Origin of the sequence: Hafnia psychrotolerans (assembly GCF_014639435.1) — a bacterium.
In the GTDB taxonomy this organism is placed as follows: Bacteria; Pseudomonadota; Gammaproteobacteria; order Enterobacterales; family Enterobacteriaceae; genus Ewingella; species Ewingella psychrotolerans.
Genome location: NZ_BMFZ01000002.1, coordinates 201,294 through 226,537, shown reverse-complemented (window position 1 = coordinate 226,537; position 25,244 = coordinate 201,294). Strand labels below are relative to the sequence as shown.

The following is a 25,244-nucleotide window of genomic DNA, read 5'->3' as shown; positions in this document are numbered from 1 at the left end:
TAGAATATTCATCAGTGTCTGTTTATAAGAGTCTTCCATTCGGTTCGCGCTCACGCGCCAGGTGATTCCGGCGAGCGAAGAGGGTGTTCAGCTGTTCATACAAAGGAAATAAGATGCTTTTGCCTGATTTGAGCTTTACAAAAACCGTATATCAATCGTCATTTGAAGAATGAGTCGTCCGCTGTTTGTTTCTCTGGATGGACCCAAGGGAGCCGGCAAAACCACACTGTTGGAGGCCATTACGAAAGTACTAAGGGCAGACAACAAGAAGGTGATCCGACTTTGCGAGAAAAAAAGCGATCCCTACAGAAGGGAAACAATGGCCCTCGTAAACAAACTCGCCAGAAATCCCGCCCTGGATTTGGAATGGGAGGTTTGTGAGCGCTTTGCTGATAGCCGTGCCTGGATTTCCCTGCATGTGCTGACTAAACAGCCACCGGACAGCATTATCTTGATGGATCGTTGGTACCCGTCGGATGCCGCGTTTCGCCGGATGGTTCCATTTGCAGAGATTTTACAGCTTAACATTGAACGAAACGTGCGAACGCCAGACCTACACATCGGGGTTGTTACTGCGCCTGATATTTCATGGGCGAGGGCCGCGGCCCGACCGCGTGGGCTAAGTAGTACTGTGATTCATAAGCTTGAAGATCATGTTGCTTGTACCAAGGCGTTCGAGCGCGAAATTGCAGATAATGGCTGGGTTTTATGCCGTAATGAAGGAACGATCGAAGACGCAACGATGCAGGTGATTTCTGAGATCTACAGAGTGCCTGGATGGCCCATCGCCATCGGTTTTGCGGGCAGAGCTTCCGCCGCATGCCGCCAGTAATTACGGCAATCTATTCCGTCACTCTCCACCCCAGTGTGAGCCTCAGATTTGTGTTGCGTCTACAGAATCGAAACCACTCAGTCTTTTCGGTCTTTGACCCGGGAAAATAAAACGCAGAGTTCTTACCTGCCACAGCTTATGGCACATCTCCGGCGGCGTCCTACCCAGCTCGACCTGCTTCAGGGCAAAGAAAATCTGTTCTTCGGTAAACCGTGACTTTTTCATCGGCCCTCCATCCGTTTCGAGGGGCGTTTATCATGCCGAAATTCTGTCCCTGAATGGGGCAGGATTTTGGGGGTAGGGTCATCGCTCTTAGCTGCCCGTTCTGGCCTGGCGGTTATGTGCCAGATATCGTCATTCGCACCCTGAGACATTCGAACGCTGGTGTATCAAGATCGTTTTTTCAGGATAGCCGGTGTCGGAGGGCTCCCGGTGACTGGCCGTTGATACGTTTAAATGCTCGGCTGAACGCAGCCTGAGAGGTGTAGCCCAAGCGGTGGGCTACTGCATCGATCGATAACCCCTCGTGGCTGAGCCACTGGCTGGCAAGGCGCATCCGCAACTCCGTTGCATATTTTAGTGGCGGTACACCTATTGTCGCCTTAAAGCGTTCTGCAAAGACAGAACGCGACACGTGCGATTCAGCAGCAAGCTCAGCCACAGACCAATCTCGGCCAGGGTGGCGGTGTATTGCCAGTATGGCCCGAGCGAGACGTGGGTCACGCAATGCAGCGACCAGACCCGAGGCGTTCTCACAGCCACATTCAATCCACCCACGTACAATCATTGCTGCTGCCACCTCGGCAAGACGCGCCAGTATGCCGGCGAAGCCGATGCGCCCAGAGCAAATTTCACGTTTCATGGCGTCCATAATGGCCATCAGTCCCGGATAGTTATTCTCTTCTGTTACCGCCATCATAGTGTTCGGCATCAGTTTAACGAGGCCTTGCATGCCGCCGAGATCGAATTCCATGCAGCCATAAAAGAGAACTGCGCTTGGCGTCGGATGCGTACTGGGGCAGGTATCCACTCCGCTTACGGCTTCGCCCAGGGGGGCCACGCCGAATTTGTCAATATGTTGAAATGAGGCTCGGGCATCCGACAGAAGCTGATGGCTCCCGCCCGTTGGCATTAAAACTGCGCTCCCTGCCTTCAGCTCCTTTAACTTACCGTCATCTGTTCGTAAGAGTGCGCTGCCAGCAGCCAGATAAAGGAAGTAAGCATGTCCCGGTTTGTCATCGAAGCCCAGACCGAAAACGGGACCTGTCTGGACGCGACGGTACTGGACGCCGCGAAGGCGCATCCCGGTCAGCAGTTCACTGATGAGATCGGAAGACAGGGCAAATTGTTGTTTAGTTGTCATGTTAGGCGTTTCGGTCAAAAAATAAAGACTGAGCATCATAGATCGTCTCCACCTTCAACCCTAGACTTTCGTCTGCAATTTTTATCCGGGAATTTTTGAGATGGGAGATGATATGACTGATACCGTACTTTGTGATGCAACTGATATTGAGCCGACAGAACCAGCATGGTTGGCCGTGTTTTCACTCGCTATGGGGGTTTTTGGCCTGCTAACAGCTGAGTACCTTCCTGCCAGCCTATTGACGCCAATGGCCTCTGCTCTGGGCGTATCAGAAGCACTGGCAGGCCAGGCGGTGACAGTGACGGCAGTGGTGGCACTGTTCTCCGGTCTTATTGTGCCAGGGCTGACGCGCAGGCTGGATCGGCGAGTCGTTTTGTTGGGTTTCACTATGCTGATGATTGCCTCGAATCTGCTGGTCGCGCTTTCTTCCAGCCTGACAGTACTGTTAATCATGCGAATTTTTTTGGGTATAGCTCTGGGAGGGTTCTGGAGTATGGCCGCAGCCGTAGCCATGCGACTGGTGCCAGCTAAACGTGTTCCACGTGCTCTTTCCATCATTTTCAGCGGCATCGCCGTAGGTACTGTAGTTTCGGTGCCGCTGGGAAGTTATTTAGGAGGACTATATGGCTGGCGGAGTGCCTTTCTAGCCGCAGCGACAGTGGGGGCGCTGACGCTAATCTTCCAGCTATTCACCCTTCCCACAATGGCCCCGAGCAAAACGATCAAAACTTCATCAGTGCTGGGGTTACTCCGCCGCCCTGGCATCGCGATGGGAATGATGGGATGTGTGCTTGCCCATACCGGCCAGTTTGCACTGTTCACTTATATTCGCCCGGCTCTTGAAAGCGTTGTGCATATTTCTGTGGGTAGCTTGTCCCTCATGTTGCTTGGATTCGGTGCGGCTAATTTCGTAGGCACGTTGCTGGCCGGTTGGCTCATGGAACGAAACCTACGCGCCACCTTGATAGTGATGCCAGCAGTTGTAGGCATATCGGCACTATGTATGGTCTTGCTTAGTGTTCAGGAGACGGGACTCATGCTGTTAGTTGCGTTGTGGGGACTGGCGTTTGGCGGCGTTCCGGTAGCATGGTCAAACTGGGTAGCGCGCGCTGTTCCCGATCAGGCTGAAACAGCCGGAGGTATGGTTGTCGCATCCGTTCAATCCTCTATCGCTGCCGGCGCGGCGCTGGGTGGTGTAATGTTTGGGCTCAATGGCGTAACAGGTGTTTTCATTACTGCTGGCTGCGTCATGCTGCTCGCTGCTCTTGTTATAGGATTGAAGGTTCGAGTCCAAAACTGAGGTGATGAGCGGGAAGCTTCAACGCCCGCTCATCGCTCGTAGCAGGTATGACAACTCTTTTTTCTGGTGGCAAGCGCGGAGATCAGGATCCATTAATGCCATTAGCACAATGCCTTTGAGAAACAGAGTGCCTCTTCTCTGCCTATGTATGGGCCATAATTCTCAATACGGACATACCCATTTTTCTCGTAAAAATTTACGGCCCGATGGTTGATCTGTCGGGTTTCCAGCCTCAGCTCGAGATATCCCATTTCCTTTGCGGAGGTTTCCAGAAAAGTGAGGCGCGTCGTTCAGAGACATAGGGGGGTCACCTCATAATCGAACTGAAATGCCCCCAAATCAGACCACCAATCTTGCCCGATGCGGAGGGGGAAATGAAAACGCATCGGGAAGATTTTTCACACTAACTTGTTGAATCTAAATCGTATAAAGATTCATGAAGATGCATGAAGATGCATGAAAACATAAATATGGTTCCGCTGACTGTTATCGTCCAAAAACTACACTTGCACGATCATTAAAACGTTAATTGGTAAGCATAACGCCGAGGCTTGGTTTTCAAGCAGAAGAGGACAAAACTTTAAACAGTCACCAGACTACCTAGGGAGACAAACTTATCGGCATCAGGCATCTTTACCGTCTGATTTTTTATTGCCAGGGCAAGATCCTTAAGCATCGCTCTGGAGCGCAGATCCAGGCAGTTATTATAGGTAACGATGTGCGCCGACGGTATTTTCGGAAGACTGACAAAGTGACTGGCGTCCGTTAGCTCTTTCAGGTCCGAAACGGTGAGCGCGGTTTCGGGTAAGGGGACGATACCCAGCCCTGATTTTGCTGCCGCAATGATGGTGTCCATTCCGCCACCCTGGAAACTATCAAACCATGGGGTTCGAGCTTCAAGTAATAAGTCCAGAATGAGCTTCCTCATACGGCAAGATTCTCTCAGGGTAATTAGCGGGATTTTATCCTGTTTAAAAACCAATGTTGGAGAGCAATACCATCGATAGTTTTCATTTCGCAGATATTCCCCCCCTTTTTTATCGCCATCCTGAGTGATTATGGCTATATCTATTTTTTTATTTTCCAGTGCGTGCAGAACTTTGGAAGAGCTTTCTACTTTAACTTCAATCATAAGATCGGAATAAGTTTGTCTAATACTTTTAATCGTCTGCATCAGCGGGATATCCAACACATGGTCGCTAATGCCAATTTTGATATTTTGGGTATTTTCACAAATGTTGAGTGTTGTTAACGCGCTGGTATGGGCCACCATCAGGCTTTTAGCCCGGGAAAGGAACACTTCGCCCTGCGGCGAAAGGTAGATATGACGCGGCGTTCTGTGGAAAAGCGGATACCCGAGCATATTCTCAAGCTTTTGAATTTTAACCGTTACTCCTGACTGAGTGATGCAAAGTGCCTCTGCTGCCAGGGTAAAGCTATTAAGTTCCGCGACTTTAAGAAAAGCCTCAATTGAATGCATATCCAGATATAAGCTCATCACCATTCCCATTCGTCATTTCTGAAATCAATTTAATGAAATTGTATCATGCTTTTCATTTTGTTAAATATTGCTTATCGGAAAAAGTTTAACTGCAATATGCGTGCGAAAAAGCATCTTCCGGTGAAAGTTTACCGGAGAAATCAACATTCATCACTCGGTAGTCGCGAGCGATAAACGTCATTAAGCAGGTGAAAGCATTACTCATGAATTAGATACTTTTTTCATTCTTAACCTTCCTGGCAGCTGAAAGCATCGTCTGGCGGAGTCAACGCTATGAATGTCTAATTCCTGCGGTTGCGAAGAGTAGTTTTTATCAGATATATCCTAATTATGGCGCTTTAAAAGCATCAGTTGATTTACTTATTAAGGACGGCAATTTGAACATCTGCAGAGAAAAGATTCTAATCATTGATTCAACGACAGAAAAGCATTTCAAAACAGCTATTATCGAACAAGAGATATTAGCCGGGCATGATGTTCAGTTAGTGCATATTAGCCATGTAAATGAAATTCCTTTAAATCTTCTTTCAGAAGTCAATTATCTTATTATCTGGGCATGTGTACCTGCTGTTAATTTCGATAAAGCATTTTTATCCAGTTTAAAAAATTGCCGAACCGTTGTTAAAGCGGCAGTCGGCTATGACAATATTGATATTTCTGCCGCTCGTGAGTTGGGTATTTCTGTGCTTAACATTCCTGATTATGGGACGGAGGAAGTGGCCGACCATGCTTTGGCACTGATGCTGGGGATTGCGAGAAAACTTGAAGAGATCAATATCCACGTTAAACAAGGTGGCTGGGATTGGGCAAGTGTCAAAAAGCTCTATCGCCTGCGTGACCGTAAATTAGGCATTATCGGTTTTGGCCGCATCGGTGGCGCGGTTGCCAGAAGGGCGGCGGCGTTTGGTCTAAATGTTCAGTTCTACGATCCCTATGCGGTCAGCGGGCTGGATAAAACGCATGGTGTCTTTCGCTGTGAATCTCTGCAAGAGCTTCTGGTTAGCTCAGACATCATCTCCGTAAATGCGTCTTTAAACCGCTCCTCTCACCATCTATTGTCACATGCAGAATTTGACATGATGAAAAAGGGTGTTTTGCTGGTCAATACCGCGCGTGGCGGAATTATCGACTCTGACGCCCTTTTTTCAGCCATTAAATCAGGAAAAGTCGCGGCTGCCGGTCTGGACGTGCTGGAGAATGAGCCCAATATTCCCCATAGCTTCAGAACGCTGGATAACGTCCTGCTGACCGCACACTCAGCTTTTTATACGGAAGAATCTTTTCTCGAAATGCGAACAAAATCCGCTGAATTGGTTAGACAAAAAATGAACGGGCTACACGTCAGAAACTGCGTTAATGAAAATACCGGCGAGCAATCTGTACCCTACTAAATATAAAGGTTATGAGCATGTCTAAAGATAATATGATTGAAATTAAACAATTTGAAGAAGAAGAAACCCGATTCTCTGAAAAAACCACCCCCTATTTAAGAGAGCTGATTAAGAAAAGCGTCGCAATCAGAGACATGTATGAATTTAATCCAGAATATGAAACGTTACCGGCTAATCTGGATGTGGATTTATTAAATGAAAAGACCTCGACACCGGTATTCGGCACGGTAAGGAAATATGATGGTCAACTGCTGGTATTGCTCTCTTATACCTGTGCGGCGAACTGTCGTTATTGCGAACGTCAGGATCGTGTCGGGGTAGGTCTGGACGTTGAAGGTAGACTTAAGATGTCTCAGATAGATGATATTGTTGAGTATATTACCAATGATCCGACCATTTATGAAGTCATTGCCAGTGGCGGGGACCCTCTGACCAACCCAAAAGGATTGCAATACCTGTTTAACAAGTTGAAAGAAATCGAACATGTTAAGGTCGTGAGGATCCACACACGTTATCCGTTACAAAACCCAGGCAAAGTACGTATGGAATTAATGGAAGAGTTGGCAAAAACAAAACCAACGGTCTATTTAAGCCTGCATATTGATCATCCCGATGAGCTTCAGCCTGAAGTCATCGAGCTTATTCATGCATTTAGAAAAATGGGCTACGTGATGTTAACGCAGACCGTTTTCTTAAAAACCATCAACGATAATAAAGAAACACTTAAAACGTTGTTCCTGCATTTATTCGAACTGGGTGTGCGACCTTACTATATTTATCATGGTCAGGAAGTGACCTCAACGCGTCGCTTTGTTATGAGCCTGGAAGATGAAATGGCGATCATGACGCAATTACGTAATGAACTTTCCGGTTTGGCCTTCCCGCAGCATGTTATCGATATTCCCAGCGCATACGGAAAAGTCGTTGTTCCCAGCGAACACTGGAATACCGATACCGCGACGGTGACTGATTTTTATGGCAAGACGGTAAACACCCACGACTGGTCAACAGTTATTAAGCAGGACTCACTGGAGAATTGTTAATATGAAAACATTTATCATTCTTCAAAATATTGTCACCTTTCGTGCTGACTGGAATAAATTAATCGACCGCGATCAGTTTTCGGTATGTTTGCTTACCGGACATCAGGGATGGGGAAATCTGCCTGAAGATCAAAAAGTCTGTTTTGACGATATCAAAATTTGCGATCCTTTTACCGTCGACAGTCTTGAGCAAGCTTGCCGAGATTTGTTCGCTGAACGCCATATCAGCGATATGTCTGAAGTCAGAATTATCACCAATGACGAATATTTCCTCGGCCATGCTGCCCGGTTACGTGAAATATTGGGTATTAAGGGCGCGACATTTGCGCAAATAGAGCCATTCATTAATAAGTTGCGTATGAAAGCGGTAATGGAAGCCGGGAAGATAGATATTCCCAGGGCGCTGCCATTCTCGCCGGTAAAGTATCAGCGTGAGCCGGAAAAATATTGTCAGCAGATTGAAAAGGCCGTGGGGTATCCCGTTTTTGCCAAGCAGATTGACTCGGCGGGGAGTGAGCGGATCGCTAAAATTGAGGATCCTGACGCGTTACGCCGCTGGTGCACTGATAACCGTGATGTCGCGAACTATGAGCTCGATGAGTTTATCGAAGGGCGTCTTTACCATATCGACTCGCTGATTTTTAACGGTAAAATCGAAGAAATTTATATCTGCCAATACAGCTATCCGAATGCGGAATTCATTGAGGGCAAACCTATTGGTAGTCTGCCGTTGGAAAAAAATGACCCGTTGTATCAGCATTTTTATGAATACAATCAAAGCGTATTTGATGCTCTGGGCTATGTGCCGGACGGGGCAACCCACCTCGAAGCTTTCCTCACACAAGATAATCGCATCGTATTTTTAGAGATTGCGGCCCGGGCGCCGGGCGGTTGGATCCCGCAAATGCATGCACTCTGTTCCGGAAGTAATATTGAAGAGCAGCATTTTCGTTCACAAATGGGGCAGTGGAAAAAATCCGTACCACAGTCAGAAACTTATGCCGCCTGGGTGTGGTATCCCCATCGTGAAGGAGAATGTGCCGACCTGACGAAAGCCATCAATATCGCAAATGAATATAAAACGGTGTGGGAAGTGAAGCACGGTTCGCTGCTTGTTCGTCCACAAAGTGTTCGCGACCGCATTGGCGGTATCCTGCTTTGGGGATCCTCTTATTCGTCTCTGAGAGAAGATTATCAATGGCTGGTTGATAACTATGTTCCTTATCAGCGTTTGCAACAGGTTGGTAATGAGGTCAAAGAATGAATACATGGGGTATGTTGAGGTTATGGTGGCCAAGCGCAATGAGTATTAGCTTACTTAATCTGGAATTACCGCTGATTTCGGTCATTCTGTCTGCCTATAGTCTGCAGGCGTCCGGAGATTATGCCATAGCCTTAAGTACCTTTATGTTTGCCAATGCCTTTGTTTTTCCTTTGTGCGCAGTGGTTATCAAAATAAGGAAGAGCCGGGAGACGCTGATGTTCGCTATGCTGCTGGCTGTCAACGTCTTTGTTATATTCAATATTGCCGTCTCAATCTTCAGTGCAAAGATGACGCCACATATTGAATTCATCACGCATTTCTTTTCGCTTTCATTATTGGCCGTAGCCGTCAGGCGTTACTTGCAGGGATGCTGTATTTTGGAAGGAAAAACTGCACTGATGAGCCGGGCTTCCTTAGTGCGGGTGCTGGTGTCGGTCATCGGTTGTTTTACGTTGACCCGATTTCAGGTGCCGGTCGATATGGCGGCCATTGTGGCGCTGGTTTGCGGAGCCTATACCGAGGCAACCCTGCTATTCATTATGGTACGTTGGCAGGGGATACGTTTATATGACAGCACAGGTCATAACTATACGGAGCTGTTAGCGCCGTACGCTTCGGCTTTCCTTATGTCAGCTTCATCACTGATGAGTAATATCATCGTTGTGATCTGTTTAGGGCAAGTTGCAGAGGGAGGCACTGTTTTAAAATACTGGCCACTGACCTTTGGGATGATATGTATTTCGATTGGTACGGTGCTTGATATCGAAAGTATTCTGCTCAAGATCCTGGGGCATCAGCCGCCAGGCAAGTCATTATTTACATTTCTGAGCGTTCAATGTCTGGTTGCGCCGGTACTGTTTATATTCCTGAGCGTCATCCTGGATAGCTTTAATTTATTCCCGTCAGGCAGTAAAACATTATATATGAATGTGTATTTCTTTATCGCTATTATCGGTGTTTCGACACTGTGGATTGTCCGCGGATATTTTCGTTCTGTCCTGATGACGAATAACCGTCTTGGTGTAATTAATTTCAGTATCTTTACTGCGCTGGTGACGCCTGTTGCGGTGTTTTACCTCTTTCACATTGCTGATTATGGCCTACTGCTTTCAGTGAGCATTTTTTCCTCTCTGATAGTGGTCGAGCTGCTGTGTTATGGGGCTTATGGCCTTATACGGGGAGTAAGCAGGCCACAATGGGTGAATAATTAGATAATTAAGGCGTTCGCTGTTGTCGTTATCTGTATCCGGTGAATATAAAAAACAAATATCAGTATTAAAAGTGCGCCCCATTCGAGGGCCATTAATCATGTTTTTAAATTGAAGACAATGTGAGTAATAAAAATGACAGCAGTAACGAAATTTATCCCTTATACCCAACGTACTATCAGCAAAGCCCCTCAATGGGAAAAGTTCACTCCAGAAATGAAACATACCGTTGAGGTGCTGAGTCAGGTTTTACCCTTTCGTGTAAATCAATATATCCTCGATGAGCTTATCGATTGGGATAATATTCCGGATGACTCTATTTTTCGTCTGACGTTCCCACATCGTGAAATGCTGAGAGAAAATGAATTTTCTCAGCTCAGTGATGCTCTTCGTCAGAATAAAGACGAAGCGACTTTGCAGTCGATCATTAATAATATCCGCCATCGTATGAATCCACACCCGGCGGGACAGCTTACGCATAATGTTCCTATGCTTAATGGTGAAGCAGTGCAGGGACTTCAGCACAAATACAAAGAGACCGTGCTATTTTTCCCCTCTGCAGGTCAAACGTGCCATGCATATTGCACCTTTTGTTTCCGCTGGCCGCAGTTTGTGGGCATGGATGAACTTAAATTTGAGGCGCGAACGTCTGCACTGCTGGTTGAATATCTCAAGCGTCATACTGAAGTTTCCGATGTATTAATCACCGGCGGCGATCCGATGATTATGAATGCGCGCGCTCTGGGTGATTATATTCGTCCTTTGCTTATTCCGGAGCTTAGCCATATCAAGAATATTCGTATTGGTACAAAGTCAGTGGCTTACTGGCCGCAGCGCTATGTTACCGATAAAGACGCTGACGATGTATTACGCTTGTTCGAAGAGGTCGTGGCTGCGGGGAAAAATCTTGCCCTGATGGCACACTATAATCACCCTCAGGAGATCCAGCCTGAAATAGCCCAGACTGCGTTGAAGCGTATTATTGCCACCGGTGCTACGGTGAGAATGCAGTCTCCGCTGATCCGCCATATTAATGAAGATCCAAAAGGGTGGGCGACCCTGTGGACAACTGGTGTGCGCCTCGGGGCTATCCCTTATTACATGTTTGTCGAGCGGGATACCGGCCCTAATGAATACTTCGGGCTTCCTCTCTTTAAAGCCTGGGAAATATTCCAGCAAGCTTATCAGTCGGTATCCGGGCTGGCGAGAACGGTGCGCGGCCCTTCAATGAGTGCCTTCCCCGGTAAAGTTATGATTGATGGGATAACAGAAATCCGTGGCGAGAAAGTCTTTGCGCTGCAATTTCTTCAGGCGCGTAACCCGGACTGGGTACGTCGGCCTTTCTTTGCCAAATATGACCCGCAGGCCTCGTGGCTGGACCATCTGCGACCTGCCTTTGGTGAGTCACATTTCTTTTTCGAAAATAAAGATAAAACCACGCCTTTCGACGAAATGGCCAGAATCGTCACTGTATAAACTGCCCGGAATTAAAAATGATACCTGAATATGAAGTCTATGCGCTGCGCTACGCAGAACATAAAAACCGGTCGCGTAATGAAAACTTTATTTCACACGATGAACACGATAACAGTGATATGCCACTGGATTTTTATTGCTGGTTAATTCGCCATGAAAATACCGTGCTGATGGTGGATACCGGATTTAATCGCGAGCTGGCCGGGAAACGTAATCGACATTATTACAGTGCGCCAGAGTCGCTGTTACAAAAGCTGGATGTCGACGCAAACCATATTGAAAAAATTATCGTTACGCATATGCATTATGACCATATCGGCAATCTCAAGGCCTTTCCCAATGCCACGCTGTATATGCAGGAAAAAGAGATGCATTACTGCACCGGCAGACACATGCTGCATCGCTATGTAAGAGCGCCTTATGATCCGGAGAATATTGCCAATGCGGTTTATCGCCTGCATGAAGGTAAAGTGCGCTATGTCGGCAAGCATGAGGAGATTTTACCGGGTATTAATACGCAGCTTGTAGGGGGGCACACCGCAGGGCTGCAAATTGTCACGGTAAATACGGCGCGTGGCAAAATAGTCCTGGCCAGCGATTCCGCGCATTACTGGCACCATATCGATGCCTCAACGCCGTTTCCAATCGTGATGGATATTCCCGACATGCTTGCGGCGCACAATACCATGAAGCAGCTTGTCCCCGACCTTACCTACATTATTCCAGGCCATGATCCGCAGGTACGAACGTTATTCCCGCGCTTTAAGGGCGAAGAAAATATTGTACAACTCCATCTTCCTCCAGAAGGAGAGATCCATGCGCGTTAATCATCTCGCTATTATTGGTTTTGGTCCTCGTGGCCTGAATGTGCTTGACCGTATTATTGAAAATGTCATTAACGATGACATTCAGGATCCTATTCACCTGCATATTATTAATCCCGGAAAACCGGGGCAGGGAAGCCATCCAGCAGAACAACCTGAGCATTTATTGGTGAATACGGTCTCTTCTCAAATCACCTTGTTTTCAGGTAATAGCCAGGCATTGAAAGCCGGAGGCGAATCGTTTATTCAGTGGGCAAAAACGGCGGGCTACCGGCGTGATAACGACACCTTTACGCAAAGCGTCGGGGCAGAGCTGACGGATATGGAGTATTTGCCCCGATCCCTGCTAGGTGAATACCTCGCGGATTACTATCAGCGTTTGCTTAAGCTTTTACCGGAAAATATCACGCTTACCGAATATCGTCAGTTTGCCGTGAACCTGACCAAAGACGAGCGTTTTACTGTCATTCTGCAAGATGGAAAAAGTATTCCCTGTGATTTCGTTTTCCTGACCACCGGGCACGGATACCGTAAACCCACGCACAGCGATAGCCATTTTTCGGCATTCTGCGAGCGTCATGGTGATCGCAATCCACTGCTGGCTTATCACACTTCTCCCTATCCGGTTAAGCGGCTTGACACGCTTTCGGCAAAATCTCGGGTGCTTATTCAGGGATTTGGCCTGACGGCGCATGATGCGATTTCGGCGCTGACCCTCGGGCGCGGGGGACGCTATATCAAATCTGGCGACGGGCTTGAATATATCGCCTCGGGAAGGGAGCCGAAAATCGTGCTTTCCTCACGCCAGTGTCTGCCGTTTGCGGGGCGAGGCATTAACCAGAAGGGGCTCACCGGCCGTCATACCGGGCAATTTCTGACGCCTGCGGCGGTAGCGGCGATAGCTGCCAGCAATATTGCCGAGCGGAATTCGAAACAGATCGATTTTCAATCACAGATATTGCCGCTCTTAATTAAAGAGATGGCTTATGCCTGGCAGTGCGCGCAGACGCAGACACGGTTGGAACCGGACACATTCAGCGCCGATGAACATGTTGTTGAGCAGATTAAACAGGTGTTGTGGCCGCTGCGTAACAGGACGTTTGATGACTACCCGTCCTGGTGTGCATTCTTCCTTGAATTGGTTAATCATGACCTGCAACAGGCTAAATTAGGCAATATGAACAGCCCGTTAAAGGCGGCGACCGATGTATTGCGCGATGTGCGAGAAGCCTTGCGCCGGGCGGTTGAATGGAACGGGCTGACACCAGAATCACACCGTTACTTTATCGAATCCTTTAATCCGATTATTAATCGCATCTCTTTCGGTCCTCCGCTGCGCAGAAACCAGGAGCTACTCGCCTTGTTTGCTGCCGGTGTCGTCACCCTGGGCGGCGGTCCCGCGACCGAGATTGTTTGCGATGAAAGCCAATCCCGCTTCGTCCTGCGCGGCCAGTTTACCCGGCAAAATTACCAGAGTCCGGTAGACGCCATAATTATCGCCAGACTCGACGCATATTCCCCTCTGACTGATGGCAGCGAGCTTAATCGTAATCTGCTCAAGAACGGACTCATTACGCCTTATATGAATGGTGATTATCATCCGGGCGGTATGGCGGTAGATAGAGATCTGCATCCGATTAATGCCAGCGGAGTGGCCGACGAAAATCTTTGGGCGATCGGTTTCCCCGTCGAAGGTCCACATTACTATACCCACGCCTTGCCACGCCCACATTTGCCATCGCGACAGTTTGAGGATGCGAATATCAGCGTGAAGAGTTGCCTGCGCCGTCTCGTCCGTCAGGAATATCCGCTCACGATACCGGTGGAGGCATCAGCATGACCGAACACAACGTCTTACAGCAGGGAAACTTGCGGTCATTCAGTCGCTATCTGGTTGATAACCAGCGCCCTCGCGAAGAGAGCGTCATCTGGAAGCAGTCGTCTATTTTACTGGCCCTGCAAACAGAAGGATTCACCCCCCGCGGTGCACTGTTTCTTGAAAATCCCCATCGGGAGAAGCAGGGAGAAACCTTGCATGACCTGTCTGTCACCGTTCAGGTTATTCCTGCCAACGACCACACCACGTCACACTCTCACTCCTTTTGGCATCTGTACGTGGTGATATCCGGAAGGGGGGAGTTGGTGCTGGATAATCAATCCCCGACGCCATTGGCCAGCGGTGACGTTATATATGTGCCGGCATGGAGTGAGCATCAGTTTATTAATCAGGAGAATGAAAATCTGGTTTTGTATGTGATCCAGAATTTGCCGGGTATGGCAAAGCAGGGAACACTATTACGAAACGATGGAGATAAAACGTACTCGCCTCATTCGAAATAAATTACTTAATTATTAAAGGTATCATCATGGCTGAAATATCTTCGTCTCCGTCGCTGAGCGCATCTAAAGTAATGACGCACATCTTCTTGCCGTTTGCTTTTGGGCATTGCACGTCATTTCTGTTCAGGAATATTAATGCGGTATTAACACCATTTCTGATTTCGGCAATGTCGCTGTCGGCCGGGCAGCTCGGCATTTTATCCAGTGCGTATTTCTTCTCATTTTCTCTGGCGCAGTTGCCGGTTGGGCTGGCGCTTGATCGTTATGGTCCGAAACGTGTGCAGCTCACACTGCTTGGTGTGGCGGCGGTAGGGGCGGTGCTGTTTGGTATCGGGCATAGCTTCGCCACCTTATTGCTGGCGAGAATACTCATCGGGTTGGGGCTGGCGGCATGTTTTATGGGCTCAATTAAAGTGCTGTCATTTTGGGTGCCTGTGCGCAAGTTACCGTCGATTCATGGGTATCTCCTCGCGGCAGGGGGACTGGGCGCGATGTTGTCAACCTTGCCAGTTGCTTGGGTAGTAGGATTTATCTCCTGGCGGACGCTGTTTTTTGTCATGGCAGGTATCACGCTGATGGTGATGTTGGCTATCGCCTTGTGGGTACCGAAAGATCCTGTCGAACACAAAATGGTGAAGTGGCCGAGCCTCGCCTCATTGCTTGAGGTATATAAAGATCGGGCGTTTCGCAAAGTGATCAGCCTGTTGCTGCTCCCTCACACTGTCGCTTTTGGTTTGCAGGGGCTGTGGATGGGGAAATGGTTGCAGGACGTAGGGCAGTATAGCAACGCGGAAACCTCTATTTATCTTTTCGTCGGCATGGGGGCGGTCGTGGTGGGGTCGTTGTCCGTGGGGGCGGTAACGCAATGGGCCGGAAAATTTAACATTAAACCGCTGGATGTGGGGGGTATCGGTATTGCGCTGTTTTTGGCCGTGCAGGTGCTTTGTGCATTAAATATCGTGCCTTTGCTTCCCGCATTGTCGATAGGTTTCACACTCATCGGCACCATCGCTGGACTTGAATACACCATTGTCGCGCAAAATGTGTCACCGGCAATGACCGGCCGCGCGGCGACCTGTCTCAACCTGCTTATCTTGTTCGGTGCCTTTCTCACGCAAACGCTGTTCGGGGTGATCATTGGATTCTGGCCAATGGATGTCGCAGGTCATTATCCGCAAATAGCCTATCAGGCCGCGTTTGGTTTTATGCTGCTCCTGCAGGCACCTGGTTTCTTCAAATGGCTCGTCGGTGTGATGAAGCGTGGCTCACTGAAGACGGCGGATGACAGCTTATGATCACGCTCTATGGCTGCCGCACGTCGTCTGCGACGAACAGAGTACGCATTGCATTGCGTTTAAAAGATATTAGCTATCAATATGTTGAGGTCGATTTACAACAGGGGGAGCATCTTACCCCCTCTTACCGTGAACTCAATGCACAAAGAAAGCTTCCGTTGTTAATGCATAACGTTCAGATATTGACGCAGTCACTGGCCATTATCGAATACCTGGATGATGTCCATGCCGGGCACGACGTCCTGCCTCGCGATCCGCTGGAGCGGGCCTGGTGCCGTAGTTTTGCCTCTCTGTTCTCGGCCGATTATCACCCATTGGTCACCCGTCGTGTGGCCGACCGGCTGCGTGCGTCGGGCCTGACCGAAACCGATATCAGTCACTGGAAACGGCATTGGCTGGACGAATCGCTGAAAATGGCAGAAGAAACCTTGTCGCAGAGAGCCATTCAACATGAGTTTTGCTGTGGTGCTTCTCCTACGATGGCAGATATATGTCTTTTTGCTCAGTGTGAGTCGGGGCGTAAACAGGGGATAGATTTGAGCCATCACAAGTTGCTCTTCGGCATTTATGCGTTGTGTTATGAGCTTGAGGCTTTCCACGAGGTTCAATAAAGGACATTGGACGCCGCCGGGTGGCGGGTTCAGAAAAACGCGCTTCAGAGTTGAAGCCAATATCGACAATAAACAGAGAAGTCAGAAATGAATACGTTTAAAAAAACAGCAGTGGCGATGGCATTCTTATTGGCAAATGGTGCGGCGCATGCTGCACAGACAGAGAAAATCAGCGACCCGCTGAAGTGGCCCGCGCAGTGTGATGCGGTCAAGTTTTCTGACAGCGACCTGAGTTTGGACAGATTGCCTGATATGGATCCGCAGAATGCCAGCCCGGAGCAACGTGCCGCGATTAAAAAAATCAGTGCCGGGCCGCGCGGTTGTATTTTCGGGCCGTTTTCGGTGTTACTGAGAAGCCCGGAATTACTGACGCGTGTTCAGATGCTGGGTGAGCATGTGCGCTTCACTTCCGAATTGCCTAAACGTATCCGTGAGTTTGCTATTTTGATTGCCGGGCGCGAAATGCAATCGCCCTACGAGTGGTATATTCATGAGCCGATTGCCTTACGCTCAGGGGTGACCCGTGAAACCGCCGATGCCCTGGCGGCACAGCGCAGACCTCCGCATATGACCCACGATGAAGCCATTACCTATCAATTTGTCACCGAACTTCATAAAACTCATATGGTGCAGGATGCAACCTATGACGCATTCAAAGCGCGTTTTGGCGAGTCAGGTGTGGTTGAACTGACCGCGCTGGACAGTTATTTCGGGCTGCTTGGCCAGGAACTTAACGTCGCGCGCACGGCAGCACCGGAAAATGTCCAGCTTCCTTTCAATCCACCGTGGAAATCATAAGGCTGCACGATGTCGCTGACCATTACTGAAGAGTGTATCTACTGTGATATTTGCCGTCCGGCGTGCCCTAATAGCGCGATTTCCGCAGGTGATGAATATTATGTTATTAACCCAAACCTTTGCACGGAATGTGTGGGTCATTATGACGAACCACAATGTCAGCAAGTGTGTCCGGTGGAATGTATTCCGCTCTTACCCGAACTTGCCGAAAGCAAAGAAAAACTTTGGGAGAAATATGCGCTAATCACCGGGGCGGTTGTTTCCTGACCAAGGTGTCCTGACAAAAATACGCCGAGGCGTAATGCTGGTCAGTTCAGCCTGACTGGCATTTATATAAGTTGAACCACTAGGGTGTTCAATAAGTATGAAACGCAAAAAGCCCGCTTAAGTTTCCTTAAGCGGGCTTTTCTAATTTGGCTCCTCTGACTGGACTCGAACCAGTGACATACGGATTAACAGTCCGCCGTTCTACCGACTGAACTACAGAGGAATCGTTTGAACGGGGCGCATCATATCCAGAGCCCCACGGGGTGTCAACGCTAAATTGGCTTTACAAAGCTGACTGCTCACCAACTGAGCGAAAAGAGGCAGAATCCCTGGCTCTTCTTACTAAGAACAAGCTTCTGAACATAAATTAACAGTCGCACGGACGGTCACGGTACAGCCTGGCCAGAGGGTCTTGCTTATAAAAACGGGTAAAATGGCCATAAACCAAAGGAAAACGGGTAGAAAGCAGATCAGGCGCACTGAAAAAGTATTCTGACAGCACGGCGAAACACTCTGCGGCGTCGCTGGCGGCGTATGCATCCATACTGGCGGCATCTTCGCCCACCATGTCGATTTCATCCTGAAGATTTTCCATGGCAGCATGGAGATCGTGTTCCCAGGCGACGACGTCACGGAGCGCAATAGGTGGAACACCACTGACCTCGCCACCGTTGCGCAGATCCAACTTATGAGCGGCTTCATGAATGATTAAGTTAAAACCCGAGGTATCAAAGGAGTCTTCGATATCTTGCCAGTTGAGCACGATGGGACCCTGATCCCAACTCTGCCCGGCATGAATTTGTGAACCCGCATGGACCAGGCCGTTATCATCCTGCCAGGGTGAGTCCACGACAAAAGGATTCGGGTAAAGCAGAATTTCATGGAAACCGTCGAGCCACTCTACGCCAAGTTCCATCACCGGGAGCGCAAATAGCAGAGCTATCCGTGCCTGCATCTGTTCATTGAGAACGATGCCTTGCAGGGGCACTAGCCGTTTTTGGTGCAATAACTGGCTGGCAATTTGCACCAGCCGTTTTTGCTCTTGGTCATCCAATGACGCCAAAAGGGGAATATTTAGCGCGTCTTGCCACGCATCCCATTTGTTTGTCTGGAGGTCATTTGTTTTCCACGGCCACTTAATCATCGGATTGCTCGCACAGTGATCATTTGAACTGCTCGCTGAAGTTGGACTGTAACTTGCCGCAAAACAGGTTAACTTTGCAACCACAATACAGGAACTGGCGAGATTACTCAGTATAGCCTGGTCATAACCGTTTGAAATATGGCGATATTCAATTATATCCGCACGGCCTTTCATCAGAACTATTCAAGCACTTACAGCAACAAATGTCTGTGACCAAAACCACGTTACTCTGCGCCTAACTTATCGTATCCCTTCCAGTGATAGTTGGCCGCTGATATGCCCCAAAATAAGATGAACAACGCCACTGCGGCATAGCCTACGTTACCCATATTTTCATTCAGTCCGTTAATGACCAGCCAACCTCCCTGATGCCAGTTAAATTTCTCGGACAGCAGACCCAGTGTTTCCAGCCCACCGATGAATAAAGCAATTACCACGCTGGTGGCCGTGATGGTCATATTGTAGTAGAGCTTGCGCACCGGTTTATCGAAAGCCCATCCGTATGCACCGACCATGACAAAATTGTCGAGTGAATCAATAAGCGCCATGCCGCTGGCAAACAGTGCGGGAAATACCATGATGCTCCAGACTGACATGCCCGATGAAGCGCCCGCCGCAGAAATACCCAACAAACCGATTTCCGTTGCGGTGTCGAAACCTAACCCGAACAGAAAACCGACCAAATACATCTGCCAACTGCGGTTAACCAGTTTGAACGCGAAACGAAAAACGCGGGTCATCACGCCGCCCTGGATGCCTTGTGCATTTTCCGTCTGAATAAAGGGTACACCGCGCTTTACCTGCCCAAAACGACGCCAGACATCGCGCAGGATTGCCGCATTAACCGCGGCCATCAACAATAAGAATAACGCTGAAACTAGCGTACCAATGGTGCTGCCGTAGTTGTGTAACCAGCCGATTTTGTCACCAAATAACAAAGAGGTGGCTGCAATGGCTGCGCAGGCAATGATCACTATGCTGGAATGACCAAGGGAGAAATAAGCCCCGACTGCCACTGGACGCTGCCCCTGTTGCATCAGTTTGCGGGTCACATTGTCGATTGCCGCAATATGGTCAGCATCCACGGCATGACGCAGGCCGTAGCCATAGGCCAGCAGGGCTGCGGCCATCAATGCAGCACTGTGGCGGAACACCACTAACGCACATCCCCAGGCCAGCAGATTGACGACTATCAGCCCGATAAACAGCCAGAAAGCACGGTGATGTGTATGGAAAAACTCGCGGTTAATCATGAGGATCCTTATTTCAATTTAAAACCAGAGGCAGGTTAATATCAGCAGCACATTGCAACCGGGCGCAAGCGATGACCGCTTGTCCCAGCGCCAGCCCACCGTCTCCTGCCGGATAGTCAAGAGGCATCAGCACGTGCAGTGGCAATAAAGCACGGTGTAAAAGTTGGCGCAGTAAACGGTTATGCAGCACGCCACCGCTGAGTACGACGGTGCGGGTACCGGTTTTCGCACAGTGATAGCGGGCGAGGGCAGCAAACCCCTGAGCCAGCGCGTCATGGAAGGCAAAGGCACGTGCAGCAGGAGCGGCTTGCCAACTGAGCCACTGTTGCCAGAACCGGGCCAAATCCAGAAAAGTGCCGTCGGAAGCGTGAAGGAGTGGCAGAGTGACCGGATGTTTAACGCCAGAACCCTGTTGCGCCAGCGCTTCGAGCCGGCACGCGGCTTCACCTTCCCAGCTCAGGGTTTCTGGCGCGCAGCCCAGTGCGGCCGCGACGGCATCGAACAAACGTCCGCAGGAAGAGGCTTGCGGCGAATTAATTCCTGCCGTCATCGCTTTGGACAGCGGCTGCCACGCATGTGTAAGCAACGCTTTGGCCTCTGGAAGACGCTGCCAGTGCGGCACAAACGCCATCCACTGTGCGAGCAGGTTACGCCAGGGTTCTTGTGCGGCACGGTCGCCACCCGGTAGTGCGACTGCCGGTAAACCGCCGAGATGCTGACAGTACAGATAATCCACCAGCAGGCATTCTCCGCCCCACAGTGCGGCTTTATTATCAGAAGAAATGCCATATCCCAGCCCATCCAGAGCCAAACCGATGACCTTGCCGCCGTTCAGCGGCCAGCGGTGTTCTGCCAGGCAGGCAGCGATATGCGCGTGGTGGTGCAGAACATCCACCACTCTTATTCCGGGTTTATTCGCCTGAATGTGGCTGAGGTAAGCGGGATGTGCATCGCGGGCGACGGTGAGCGGCGTGCAACCATAAAGATGCTGAAAATGTTCCTGGGCCTGCTGCTGTTGCAGGGCAATATCCCGATGTGCCAGAGAACCAAAATGTGCGCTGAGCACAGCCTGTCCACCGCGCACCAGACAAAAAGTATTTTTGAGATCGCCACCGAGCGCCAGTAACGGCGGCTGGGCGATAAAACCTGGCGGTAGCGACAAGGCATCGGGGACATAACCTCTGGCGCGACGTAATACTTCGGTACCTTGCGGCGTCAGGCGAACCAGTGAATCATCGGCGCGCTGGACGATGTCGCGGTTGTGCAGCAGCCACAGATCGGCGATGCCCGTGAGCTGATACAGTGCGTCCGCGTTAGTTAACGCCGGTGCGCAACCTGCGGCATTTCCAGAGGTCATCACCAGCGGTGTCTGGCAGGCTTGCATCAACAAATGATGCAGCGGCGTAAAAGGTAACATCAACCCCACTTCATCCAGTTCCGGTGCAATGGCTGCGCACAGCGGTGACATCGCGTTTTTGCCGGTGAGCACAATTGGCGCGGCGGCGGATTGCAACACTTCACGCAGCACGCACTGTGAACTTTCATTACTGCACCGTGCCAGCCAGTGAACATCCGGCAGCATCACCGCCAGCGGTTTTGTCGGGCGATGTTTACGTGCCCGCAGGCGCATGACGGCAGCTTGATGTGTGGCATCGCAGGCCAGATGAAAACCGCCCAACCCTTTAATCGCGACGATTTTTCCGGCACGGAGCGCAGTTACCGCGTGTTCAATGGCTGACCGGTCCTGTGCCACTATCTCGCCATTTTGCTGGGTGGCGCTGATCTGTGGACCGCAGTGCGGGCAGGCGACTGGCTGGGCGTGAAAGCGCCGATCAGCGGGGTTTTGATACTCCTGCTGACACGCGGGGCACAGCGTAAAGTCCGCCATGCTGGTGAAAGGGCGGTCGTATGGCATTGAACGGATCAGCGTAAAACGCGGGCCGCAATGGGTACAGTTAGTAAAGGCATAGCCGAAACGACGATCGCCGGGCTGACTGATATCTTTCAGGCACTCCGGGCAGGTTGCGGCATCCGGAACCACCTGCGTGTTCATCTGGCTCTTACGGCTGGTGGTAATGGTGAAGTTTTGCGGGGGACTCTGCCAGTCGAAAGCATCCAGGGTTATGTTGTCGATGCGCGCCAGCGGCGGGCAGTGGTGCTGTAACTGTTCGATGAAAATGTCGATATCGACCGGCTGAAGTAGTCTGATTTCTACGCCAGCGCTGTCGTTACAGACCTCACCGCGAAGCCGCAACCGGTCAGCCAGTTGCCAGATAAAAGGCCGGAAACCGACGCCTTGAACCTTGCCGCTGATGCGGATCAATAAACCAGACATAAATAATTCCTGTTAAGAAGCGCCTTCTCCTGTCAGAAGAAGGCGCCAATACCATCAACCGACCTCAACCACCGGGATCACATCTTCAACGGCACTGCGCAAGCGCGCTTTCATGTCGCTGTAAGTTTGCTGGGCATAGTTTTCTGCCCAGCGCTGATCGGCGATTTGCTTGACATTGACCGCGCAATATTTGGTTTCCGGTGTTTTGGAGATGGGATCCAAATTTTCCTGTGTCAGTTCATTGCAGGCACCGATCCACCACTGATAGGTCATATAGACTGCGCCAATGTTGATACGCTCGTTATAGTTGGCGCGTGTAATGACTTTGCCACGGCGTGAAGCGACCCACACCAGTTGCTGATCGCGAATACCCAGCGCTTGCGCGTCCTGCGGATGCATTTGTACGAAGCCAGGTTCATCGGCCAGCGTTTGCAGGGCGGCACAATTACCGGTCATGGAGCGGCAGGAGTAGTGGCCGACTTCACGCACGGTGCACAGCACCAGCGGGTAGTCGCTGTCCGGCACTTCAGCCGGTGCGCGCCACGGCGCGGCAAAGAGCTGGCCTTTACCGGTTGGCGTATCAAAGTGATTATCCTGATACAAGTACTGCGTTCCCGGGCTTTCGAGCGTGGTACACGGCCACTGGATATGTCCAAGCGCACCCATTTTTTCGTAGGTTACGCCGTAGAACAGCGGGCATAGCTCGCGCATTTCGTCCCAGATTTCCTGATTGTCGTTATAGTGCATCGGATAACCGAGTTCGGTCGCCAGCAGGCTGATGATTTCCCAGTCGCGTTTGACGTTGTACTTCGGCTCAATGGCTTTCTCGAATCGCTGGAAGCCACGGTCCGCGCAGGAAAACACGCCGCCGTGCTCGCCCCAAGAGGTAGCCGGCAGGATCACATCGGCCTGTTCGGCCGTTTTGGTCATGAAAATGTCCTGTACCACCACAAACTCCAGCGCCTCGAAACCCTGGCGTACCAGACTTAAATCGGCCTCTGTCTGCAACGGGTCTTCACCCATGATGTAGTAGGCTTTGACATGGCCTTCGATTGCCAGATGCGGAATCTCTGTGATGCGCAGGCCGATCTCTGGGTCCATCTGATTGACGTCAATGCCCCAGGCATCCGCGAATTTCGCACGGACTTGCGGGTCGGTAACTGACTGATACCCCGGAAATTCATTCGGCAGTACGCCCATATCACAGGCACCTTGCACATTATTCTGGCCACGCACCGGCCCAACGCCGACGTTGGCGCGGCCAAGATTACCGGTCAACAAAGCCAGCCCCGCCAGACCTTTCACCACGTCCACCGCCTGACCAAACTGCGTCACGCCCATGCCCCACATGATCGTGGCAGAAGGCGCAGCGGCGTAAGTCCGCATTGCCTGACGAATTTGCTGAGCGGATACGCCGGTCTGCTCGGCGACCGCTTCCGGCGAATAATCGGCAACGTTTTTACGGTACTCGTCGAAGCCTTCGGTGTATTTGGCGACATAGTCGTGGTCATACAGATTTTCTTCGATCAGCACATAGGCAAACGCATTGACCAGCGCCATGTTGCAACCGTTTTTGATTTGCAGATGCTGATCGGCGATACGGGCGGTTTCGATGCGGCGCGGATCGCAGACAATGATCTGCGCGCCTTTCTCTTTGGCTTTAATCACGCGGCGGGCGACGATCGGATGCGAATCGGCGCAGTTATAGCCAATCACCAGCAGACATTTTGAATTCTCAATATCGCCGATGGAGTTGCTCATCGCGCCGTTGCCGAGCGTCGCTTGCAAACCGGCCACCGAAGGGCCGTGACATACGCGGGCGCAGCAGTCGACGTTGTTGGTGCCGATCACCGCACGGGCGAATTTTTGCATGACATAGTTGGTTTCATTACCGGTGCCACGCGAAGAACCCGTATGCATAATCGAACGCGGGCCGTGTTTTTGTTTGATCTCTTTCAGGCGCTGCGCGGTATAACGGATGGCCTCATCCCAGCTGACAGCCTCGAATTTTCCACCTTTCTGACGGCGGATCAGCGGTTGCGTCAGGCGCGGGGTCAGCAGTTTAGTGTCGTTGAGGAAATCCCAGCCGTAGTAGCCTTTCAGGCACAGTTCGCCCTGATTAGTGACGCCATTGGCGGCTTCAGCGCGGATAATTTTTCCGTTATCCACAATCAGGTTCATTTTGCATCCCGCCCCACAGTATGGGCAGACAGTGGTGACTTTTTTCATGTTTTTCCTTCCTCTATTCGAGGTTAAAACAGCAGGGGAGAGGTGCTATCGAGCGCAGCGCGGCGGCGTTTTTCTGCGTTCATTTCCTGTAAGTGATTACGATCAATGGCGAACAGGGCTTTGGTCGGGCAGATTTCCATACAGGCAGGTCCTGCTGGCCGGGCGTGGCACAGGTCGCATTTATGCGCTTCGGCTTTGTCAGAGGTCGCGGTCATGGCCGCGCCGTTCTGGCGGAAGATTGGTTTAGTGACGACTTCCATCGCGCCGTAAGGGCAGGCAACGACGCAGGTTTTGCAGCCAATGCAGCGCTCCTGCATGACTTGAACGCGGTCACCGACGCGGCTGATAGCCCCGTTCGGACAAACGTTAGCGCAGGGCGCATCCTCACACTGGCGGCACATGACGGCGGTACTGAGATTAACGCCTTTGATCACATGCAAACGCGGCGCAAACGTGGCGGCGTTGAGTAGAGAGATATCCTGCGATTCACTGTGGGCCATCACACAGGCAATCTCACAGGTACGGCAGCCGATGCATTTTTTTGGATCGGCGATGATGAACCGGTTCATGTTTTTGTCTCCAAATCCCTTTCGTCATTGACGACGCCTTGGATTGAAATAGGGTGGTTTAATGTTTGCAGTAACTGGCTATACATAAACCATGCCAGTTCTGTGTGTTTATTTTTGTCGATGTTATTCATCAGGTTAGGATATGTGTTTCTTACAGTGACGACATTCGTCGCTGACGTCATGCCCGCGTCGTCACCGCCT

22 protein-coding genes, 1 tRNA gene and 1 pseudogene are annotated in these 25,244 nt (G+C 50.4%); 14 read left to right on the top strand and 10 right to left on the bottom strand.

Annotated elements, in window-relative coordinates; translation table 11 throughout:
- Window positions 1-169 precede the first annotated feature (169 nt).
- Entirely contained in the window at window positions 170-832 is a 663-nt protein-coding gene (locus IEV89_RS04190) for a dTMP kinase (protein ID WP_188470732.1), read from the top strand.
- 42 nt (window positions 833-874) lie between these two features.
- Here the strand turns inward: IEV89_RS04190 and IEV89_RS04185 are convergent, their stop codons facing one another.
- Both IEV89_RS04185 and IEV89_RS04180 read right to left on the bottom strand, forming a co-directional pair.
- The gene (locus IEV89_RS04185) at window positions 875-1,057 is read right to left on the bottom strand and encodes a hypothetical protein (protein WP_188471402.1); all 183 of its coding nucleotides are present in this window, start codon (window positions 1,055-1,057) and stop codon (window positions 875-877) included.
- A gap of 178 nt (window positions 1,058-1,235) precedes the next feature.
- Window positions 1,236-2,234 carry an AraC family transcriptional regulator gene (locus IEV89_RS04180; protein WP_188470730.1) on the bottom strand — a complete coding sequence of 333 codons (999 nt, stop codon included), beginning with the start codon at window positions 2,232-2,234 and terminating at the stop codon, window positions 1,236-1,238.
- Window positions 2,235-2,307: 73 nt separating this feature from the next.
- Here IEV89_RS04180 and IEV89_RS04175 point away from each other — a divergent pair, with 73 nt between their 5' ends.
- Window positions 2,308-3,495 (top strand): MFS transporter, encoded by a 1,188-nt coding sequence (locus IEV89_RS04175; RefSeq protein ID WP_229746369.1) that lies wholly within the window; start codon window positions 2,308-2,310, stop codon window positions 3,493-3,495.
- A gap of 101 nt (window positions 3,496-3,596) precedes the next feature.
- On the opposite strand, the pseudogene IEV89_RS21635 reads toward IEV89_RS04175, so the two are convergent.
- Together IEV89_RS21635 and IEV89_RS04170 are read right to left on the bottom strand one after the other, a co-directional pair.
- Window positions 3,597-3,776, bottom strand: a pseudogene (locus tag IEV89_RS21635) (GNAT family N-acetyltransferase); the annotation flags it as partial.
- Between the two features lie 299 nt (window positions 3,777-4,075).
- Window positions 4,076-5,005 carry a LysR family transcriptional regulator gene (locus IEV89_RS04170; protein WP_229746368.1) on the bottom strand — a complete coding sequence of 310 codons (930 nt, stop codon included), beginning with the start codon at window positions 5,003-5,005 and terminating at the stop codon, window positions 4,076-4,078.
- A gap of 368 nt (window positions 5,006-5,373) precedes the next feature.
- Between IEV89_RS04170 and IEV89_RS04165 the strand changes: the two genes are divergently transcribed.
- The 12 genes from IEV89_RS04165 to IEV89_RS04110 all read left to right on the top strand — a co-directional run bounded on the left by IEV89_RS04165 (window position 5,374) and on the right by IEV89_RS04110 (window position 17,513).
- Window positions 5,374-6,387, top strand: coding sequence for a C-terminal binding protein (locus tag IEV89_RS04165; RefSeq protein ID WP_188470723.1), 1,014 nt, complete (start codon window positions 5,374-5,376; stop codon window positions 6,385-6,387).
- Between the two features lie 17 nt (window positions 6,388-6,404).
- Complete coding sequence (locus IEV89_RS04160) at window positions 6,405-7,430, top strand: KamA family radical SAM protein (protein ID WP_188470721.1); 1,026 nt, start codon at window positions 6,405-6,407, stop codon at window positions 7,428-7,430.
- A 1-nt stretch (window position 7,431) separates the two neighbouring features.
- Entirely contained in the window at window positions 7,432-8,694 is a 1,263-nt protein-coding gene (locus IEV89_RS04155) for an ATP-grasp domain-containing protein (protein WP_188470719.1), read from the top strand.
- Window positions 8,695-8,732: 38 nt separating this feature from the next.
- Window positions 8,733-9,905: a hypothetical protein gene (locus IEV89_RS04150; RefSeq protein WP_229746367.1), complete on the top strand. Its 1,173-nt coding sequence runs from the start codon at window positions 8,733-8,735 to the stop codon at window positions 9,903-9,905.
- 132 nt (window positions 9,906-10,037) lie between these two features.
- Complete coding sequence (locus IEV89_RS04145; RefSeq protein ID WP_188470715.1) at window positions 10,038-11,378, top strand: KamA family radical SAM protein; 1,341 nt, start codon at window positions 10,038-10,040, stop codon at window positions 11,376-11,378.
- A gap of 17 nt (window positions 11,379-11,395) precedes the next feature.
- Window positions 11,396-12,205, top strand: coding sequence for an N-acyl homoserine lactonase family protein (locus IEV89_RS04140; protein ID WP_188470713.1), 810 nt, complete (start codon window positions 11,396-11,398; stop codon window positions 12,203-12,205).
- Window positions 12,195-14,042 carry an FAD/NAD(P)-binding protein gene (locus IEV89_RS04135; RefSeq protein ID WP_188470711.1) on the top strand — a complete coding sequence of 616 codons (1,848 nt, stop codon included), beginning with the start codon at window positions 12,195-12,197 and terminating at the stop codon, window positions 14,040-14,042. The genes IEV89_RS04140 and IEV89_RS04135 overlap by 11 nt, the downstream gene beginning before the upstream one ends.
- A complete protein-coding gene (locus IEV89_RS04130) occupies window positions 14,039-14,542 on the top strand; it encodes a cupin domain-containing protein (RefSeq protein ID WP_188470709.1) in 504 nt (167 codons plus the stop codon). The genes IEV89_RS04135 and IEV89_RS04130 overlap by 4 nt, the downstream gene beginning before the upstream one ends.
- A gap of 26 nt (window positions 14,543-14,568) precedes the next feature.
- The gene (locus IEV89_RS04125) at window positions 14,569-15,837 is read left to right on the top strand and encodes an MFS transporter (protein ID WP_188470707.1); all 1,269 of its coding nucleotides are present in this window, start codon (window positions 14,569-14,571) and stop codon (window positions 15,835-15,837) included.
- Window positions 15,834-16,448 (top strand): maleylacetoacetate isomerase, encoded by a 615-nt coding sequence (gene maiA / locus IEV89_RS04120; RefSeq protein ID WP_188470705.1) that lies wholly within the window; start codon window positions 15,834-15,836, stop codon window positions 16,446-16,448. Before IEV89_RS04125 ends, maiA begins: the two co-directional genes overlap by 4 nt.
- An 87-nt stretch (window positions 16,449-16,535) precedes the next feature.
- Complete coding sequence (locus IEV89_RS04115) at window positions 16,536-17,246, top strand: carboxymuconolactone decarboxylase family protein (RefSeq protein ID WP_229746366.1); 711 nt, start codon at window positions 16,536-16,538, stop codon at window positions 17,244-17,246.
- A gap of 9 nt (window positions 17,247-17,255) precedes the next feature.
- Window positions 17,256-17,513, top strand: coding sequence for a YfhL family 4Fe-4S dicluster ferredoxin (locus IEV89_RS04110; protein ID WP_188470703.1), 258 nt, complete (start codon window positions 17,256-17,258; stop codon window positions 17,511-17,513).
- 147 nt (window positions 17,514-17,660) lie between these two features.
- Here IEV89_RS04110 and IEV89_RS04105 read toward each other — a convergent pair.
- The 6 genes from IEV89_RS04105 to hydN form a co-directional block, all read right to left on the bottom strand.
- Window positions 17,661-17,736 (bottom strand) — tRNA-Asn (locus tag IEV89_RS04105).
- Between the two features lie 144 nt (window positions 17,737-17,880).
- Complete coding sequence (gene mtfA, locus IEV89_RS04100; protein WP_188470701.1) at window positions 17,881-18,657, bottom strand: DgsA anti-repressor MtfA; 777 nt, start codon at window positions 18,655-18,657, stop codon at window positions 17,881-17,883.
- Between the two features lie 224 nt (window positions 18,658-18,881).
- On the bottom strand, window positions 18,882-19,910 hold the full coding sequence (locus tag IEV89_RS04095) for a HoxN/HupN/NixA family nickel/cobalt transporter (protein WP_188470699.1): 1,029 nt from the start codon (window positions 19,908-19,910) through the stop codon (window positions 18,882-18,884).
- 13 nt (window positions 19,911-19,923) lie between these two features.
- Complete coding sequence (hypF, locus tag IEV89_RS04090) at window positions 19,924-22,245, bottom strand: carbamoyltransferase HypF (RefSeq protein ID WP_188470697.1); 2,322 nt, start codon at window positions 22,243-22,245, stop codon at window positions 19,924-19,926.
- 54 nt (window positions 22,246-22,299) lie between these two features.
- A complete protein-coding gene (gene fdhF / locus IEV89_RS04085) occupies window positions 22,300-24,474 on the bottom strand; it encodes a formate dehydrogenase subunit alpha (RefSeq protein ID WP_188470695.1) in 2,175 nt (724 codons plus the stop codon).
- 23 nt (window positions 24,475-24,497) lie between these two features.
- Entirely contained in the window at window positions 24,498-25,043 is a 546-nt protein-coding gene (gene hydN / locus IEV89_RS04080) for an electron transport protein HydN (protein WP_188470693.1), read from the bottom strand.
- Window positions 25,044-25,244: the final 201 nt, after the last annotated feature.

What these genes read in the sequence shown, in the direction of transcription:
- IEV89_RS04190 (WP_188470732.1), top strand. Translation starts at nt 170, where the DNA reads ATGAGTCGTCCGCTGTTTGTTTCTCTGGATGGACCCAAGGGAGCCGGC.
- IEV89_RS04185 (WP_188471402.1), bottom strand. Translation starts at nt 1,057, where the DNA reads ATGAAAAAGTCACGGTTTACCGAAGAACAGATTTTCTTTGCCCTGAAG.
- IEV89_RS04180 (WP_188470730.1), bottom strand. Translation starts at nt 2,234, where the DNA reads ATGATGCTCAGTCTTTATTTTTTGACCGAAACGCCTAACATGACAACT.
- IEV89_RS04175 (WP_229746369.1), top strand. Translation starts at nt 2,308, where the DNA reads ATGACTGATACCGTACTTTGTGATGCAACTGATATTGAGCCGACAGAA.
- IEV89_RS04170 (WP_229746368.1), bottom strand. Translation starts at nt 5,005, where the DNA reads ATGGGAATGGTGATGAGCTTATATCTGGATATGCATTCAATTGAGGCT.
- IEV89_RS04160 (WP_188470721.1), top strand. Translation starts at nt 6,405, where the DNA reads ATGTCTAAAGATAATATGATTGAAATTAAACAATTTGAAGAAGAAGAA.
- IEV89_RS04155 (WP_188470719.1), top strand. Translation starts at nt 7,432, where the DNA reads ATGAAAACATTTATCATTCTTCAAAATATTGTCACCTTTCGTGCTGAC.
- IEV89_RS04150 (WP_229746367.1), top strand. Translation starts at nt 8,733, where the DNA reads ATGAGTATTAGCTTACTTAATCTGGAATTACCGCTGATTTCGGTCATT.
- IEV89_RS04145 (WP_188470715.1), top strand. Translation starts at nt 10,038, where the DNA reads ATGACAGCAGTAACGAAATTTATCCCTTATACCCAACGTACTATCAGC.
- IEV89_RS04140 (WP_188470713.1), top strand. Translation starts at nt 11,396, where the DNA reads ATGATACCTGAATATGAAGTCTATGCGCTGCGCTACGCAGAACATAAA.
- IEV89_RS04135 (WP_188470711.1), top strand. Translation starts at nt 12,195, where the DNA reads ATGCGCGTTAATCATCTCGCTATTATTGGTTTTGGTCCTCGTGGCCTG.
- IEV89_RS04130 (WP_188470709.1), top strand. Translation starts at nt 14,039, where the DNA reads ATGACCGAACACAACGTCTTACAGCAGGGAAACTTGCGGTCATTCAGT.
- IEV89_RS04125 (WP_188470707.1), top strand. Translation starts at nt 14,569, where the DNA reads ATGGCTGAAATATCTTCGTCTCCGTCGCTGAGCGCATCTAAAGTAATG.
- maiA (WP_188470705.1), top strand. Translation starts at nt 15,834, where the DNA reads ATGATCACGCTCTATGGCTGCCGCACGTCGTCTGCGACGAACAGAGTA.
- IEV89_RS04115 (WP_229746366.1), top strand. Translation starts at nt 16,536, where the DNA reads ATGAATACGTTTAAAAAAACAGCAGTGGCGATGGCATTCTTATTGGCA.
- IEV89_RS04110 (WP_188470703.1), top strand. Translation starts at nt 17,256, where the DNA reads ATGTCGCTGACCATTACTGAAGAGTGTATCTACTGTGATATTTGCCGT.
- mtfA (WP_188470701.1), bottom strand. Translation starts at nt 18,657, where the DNA reads ATGATTAAGTGGCCGTGGAAAACAAATGACCTCCAGACAAACAAATGG.
- IEV89_RS04095 (WP_188470699.1), bottom strand. Translation starts at nt 19,910, where the DNA reads ATGATTAACCGCGAGTTTTTCCATACACATCACCGTGCTTTCTGGCTG.
- hypF (WP_188470697.1), bottom strand. Translation starts at nt 22,245, where the DNA reads ATGTCTGGTTTATTGATCCGCATCAGCGGCAAGGTTCAAGGCGTCGGT.
- fdhF (WP_188470695.1), bottom strand. Translation starts at nt 24,474, where the DNA reads ATGAAAAAAGTCACCACTGTCTGCCCATACTGTGGGGCGGGATGCAAA.
- hydN (WP_188470693.1), bottom strand. Translation starts at nt 25,043, where the DNA reads ATGAACCGGTTCATCATCGCCGATCCAAAAAAATGCATCGGCTGCCGT.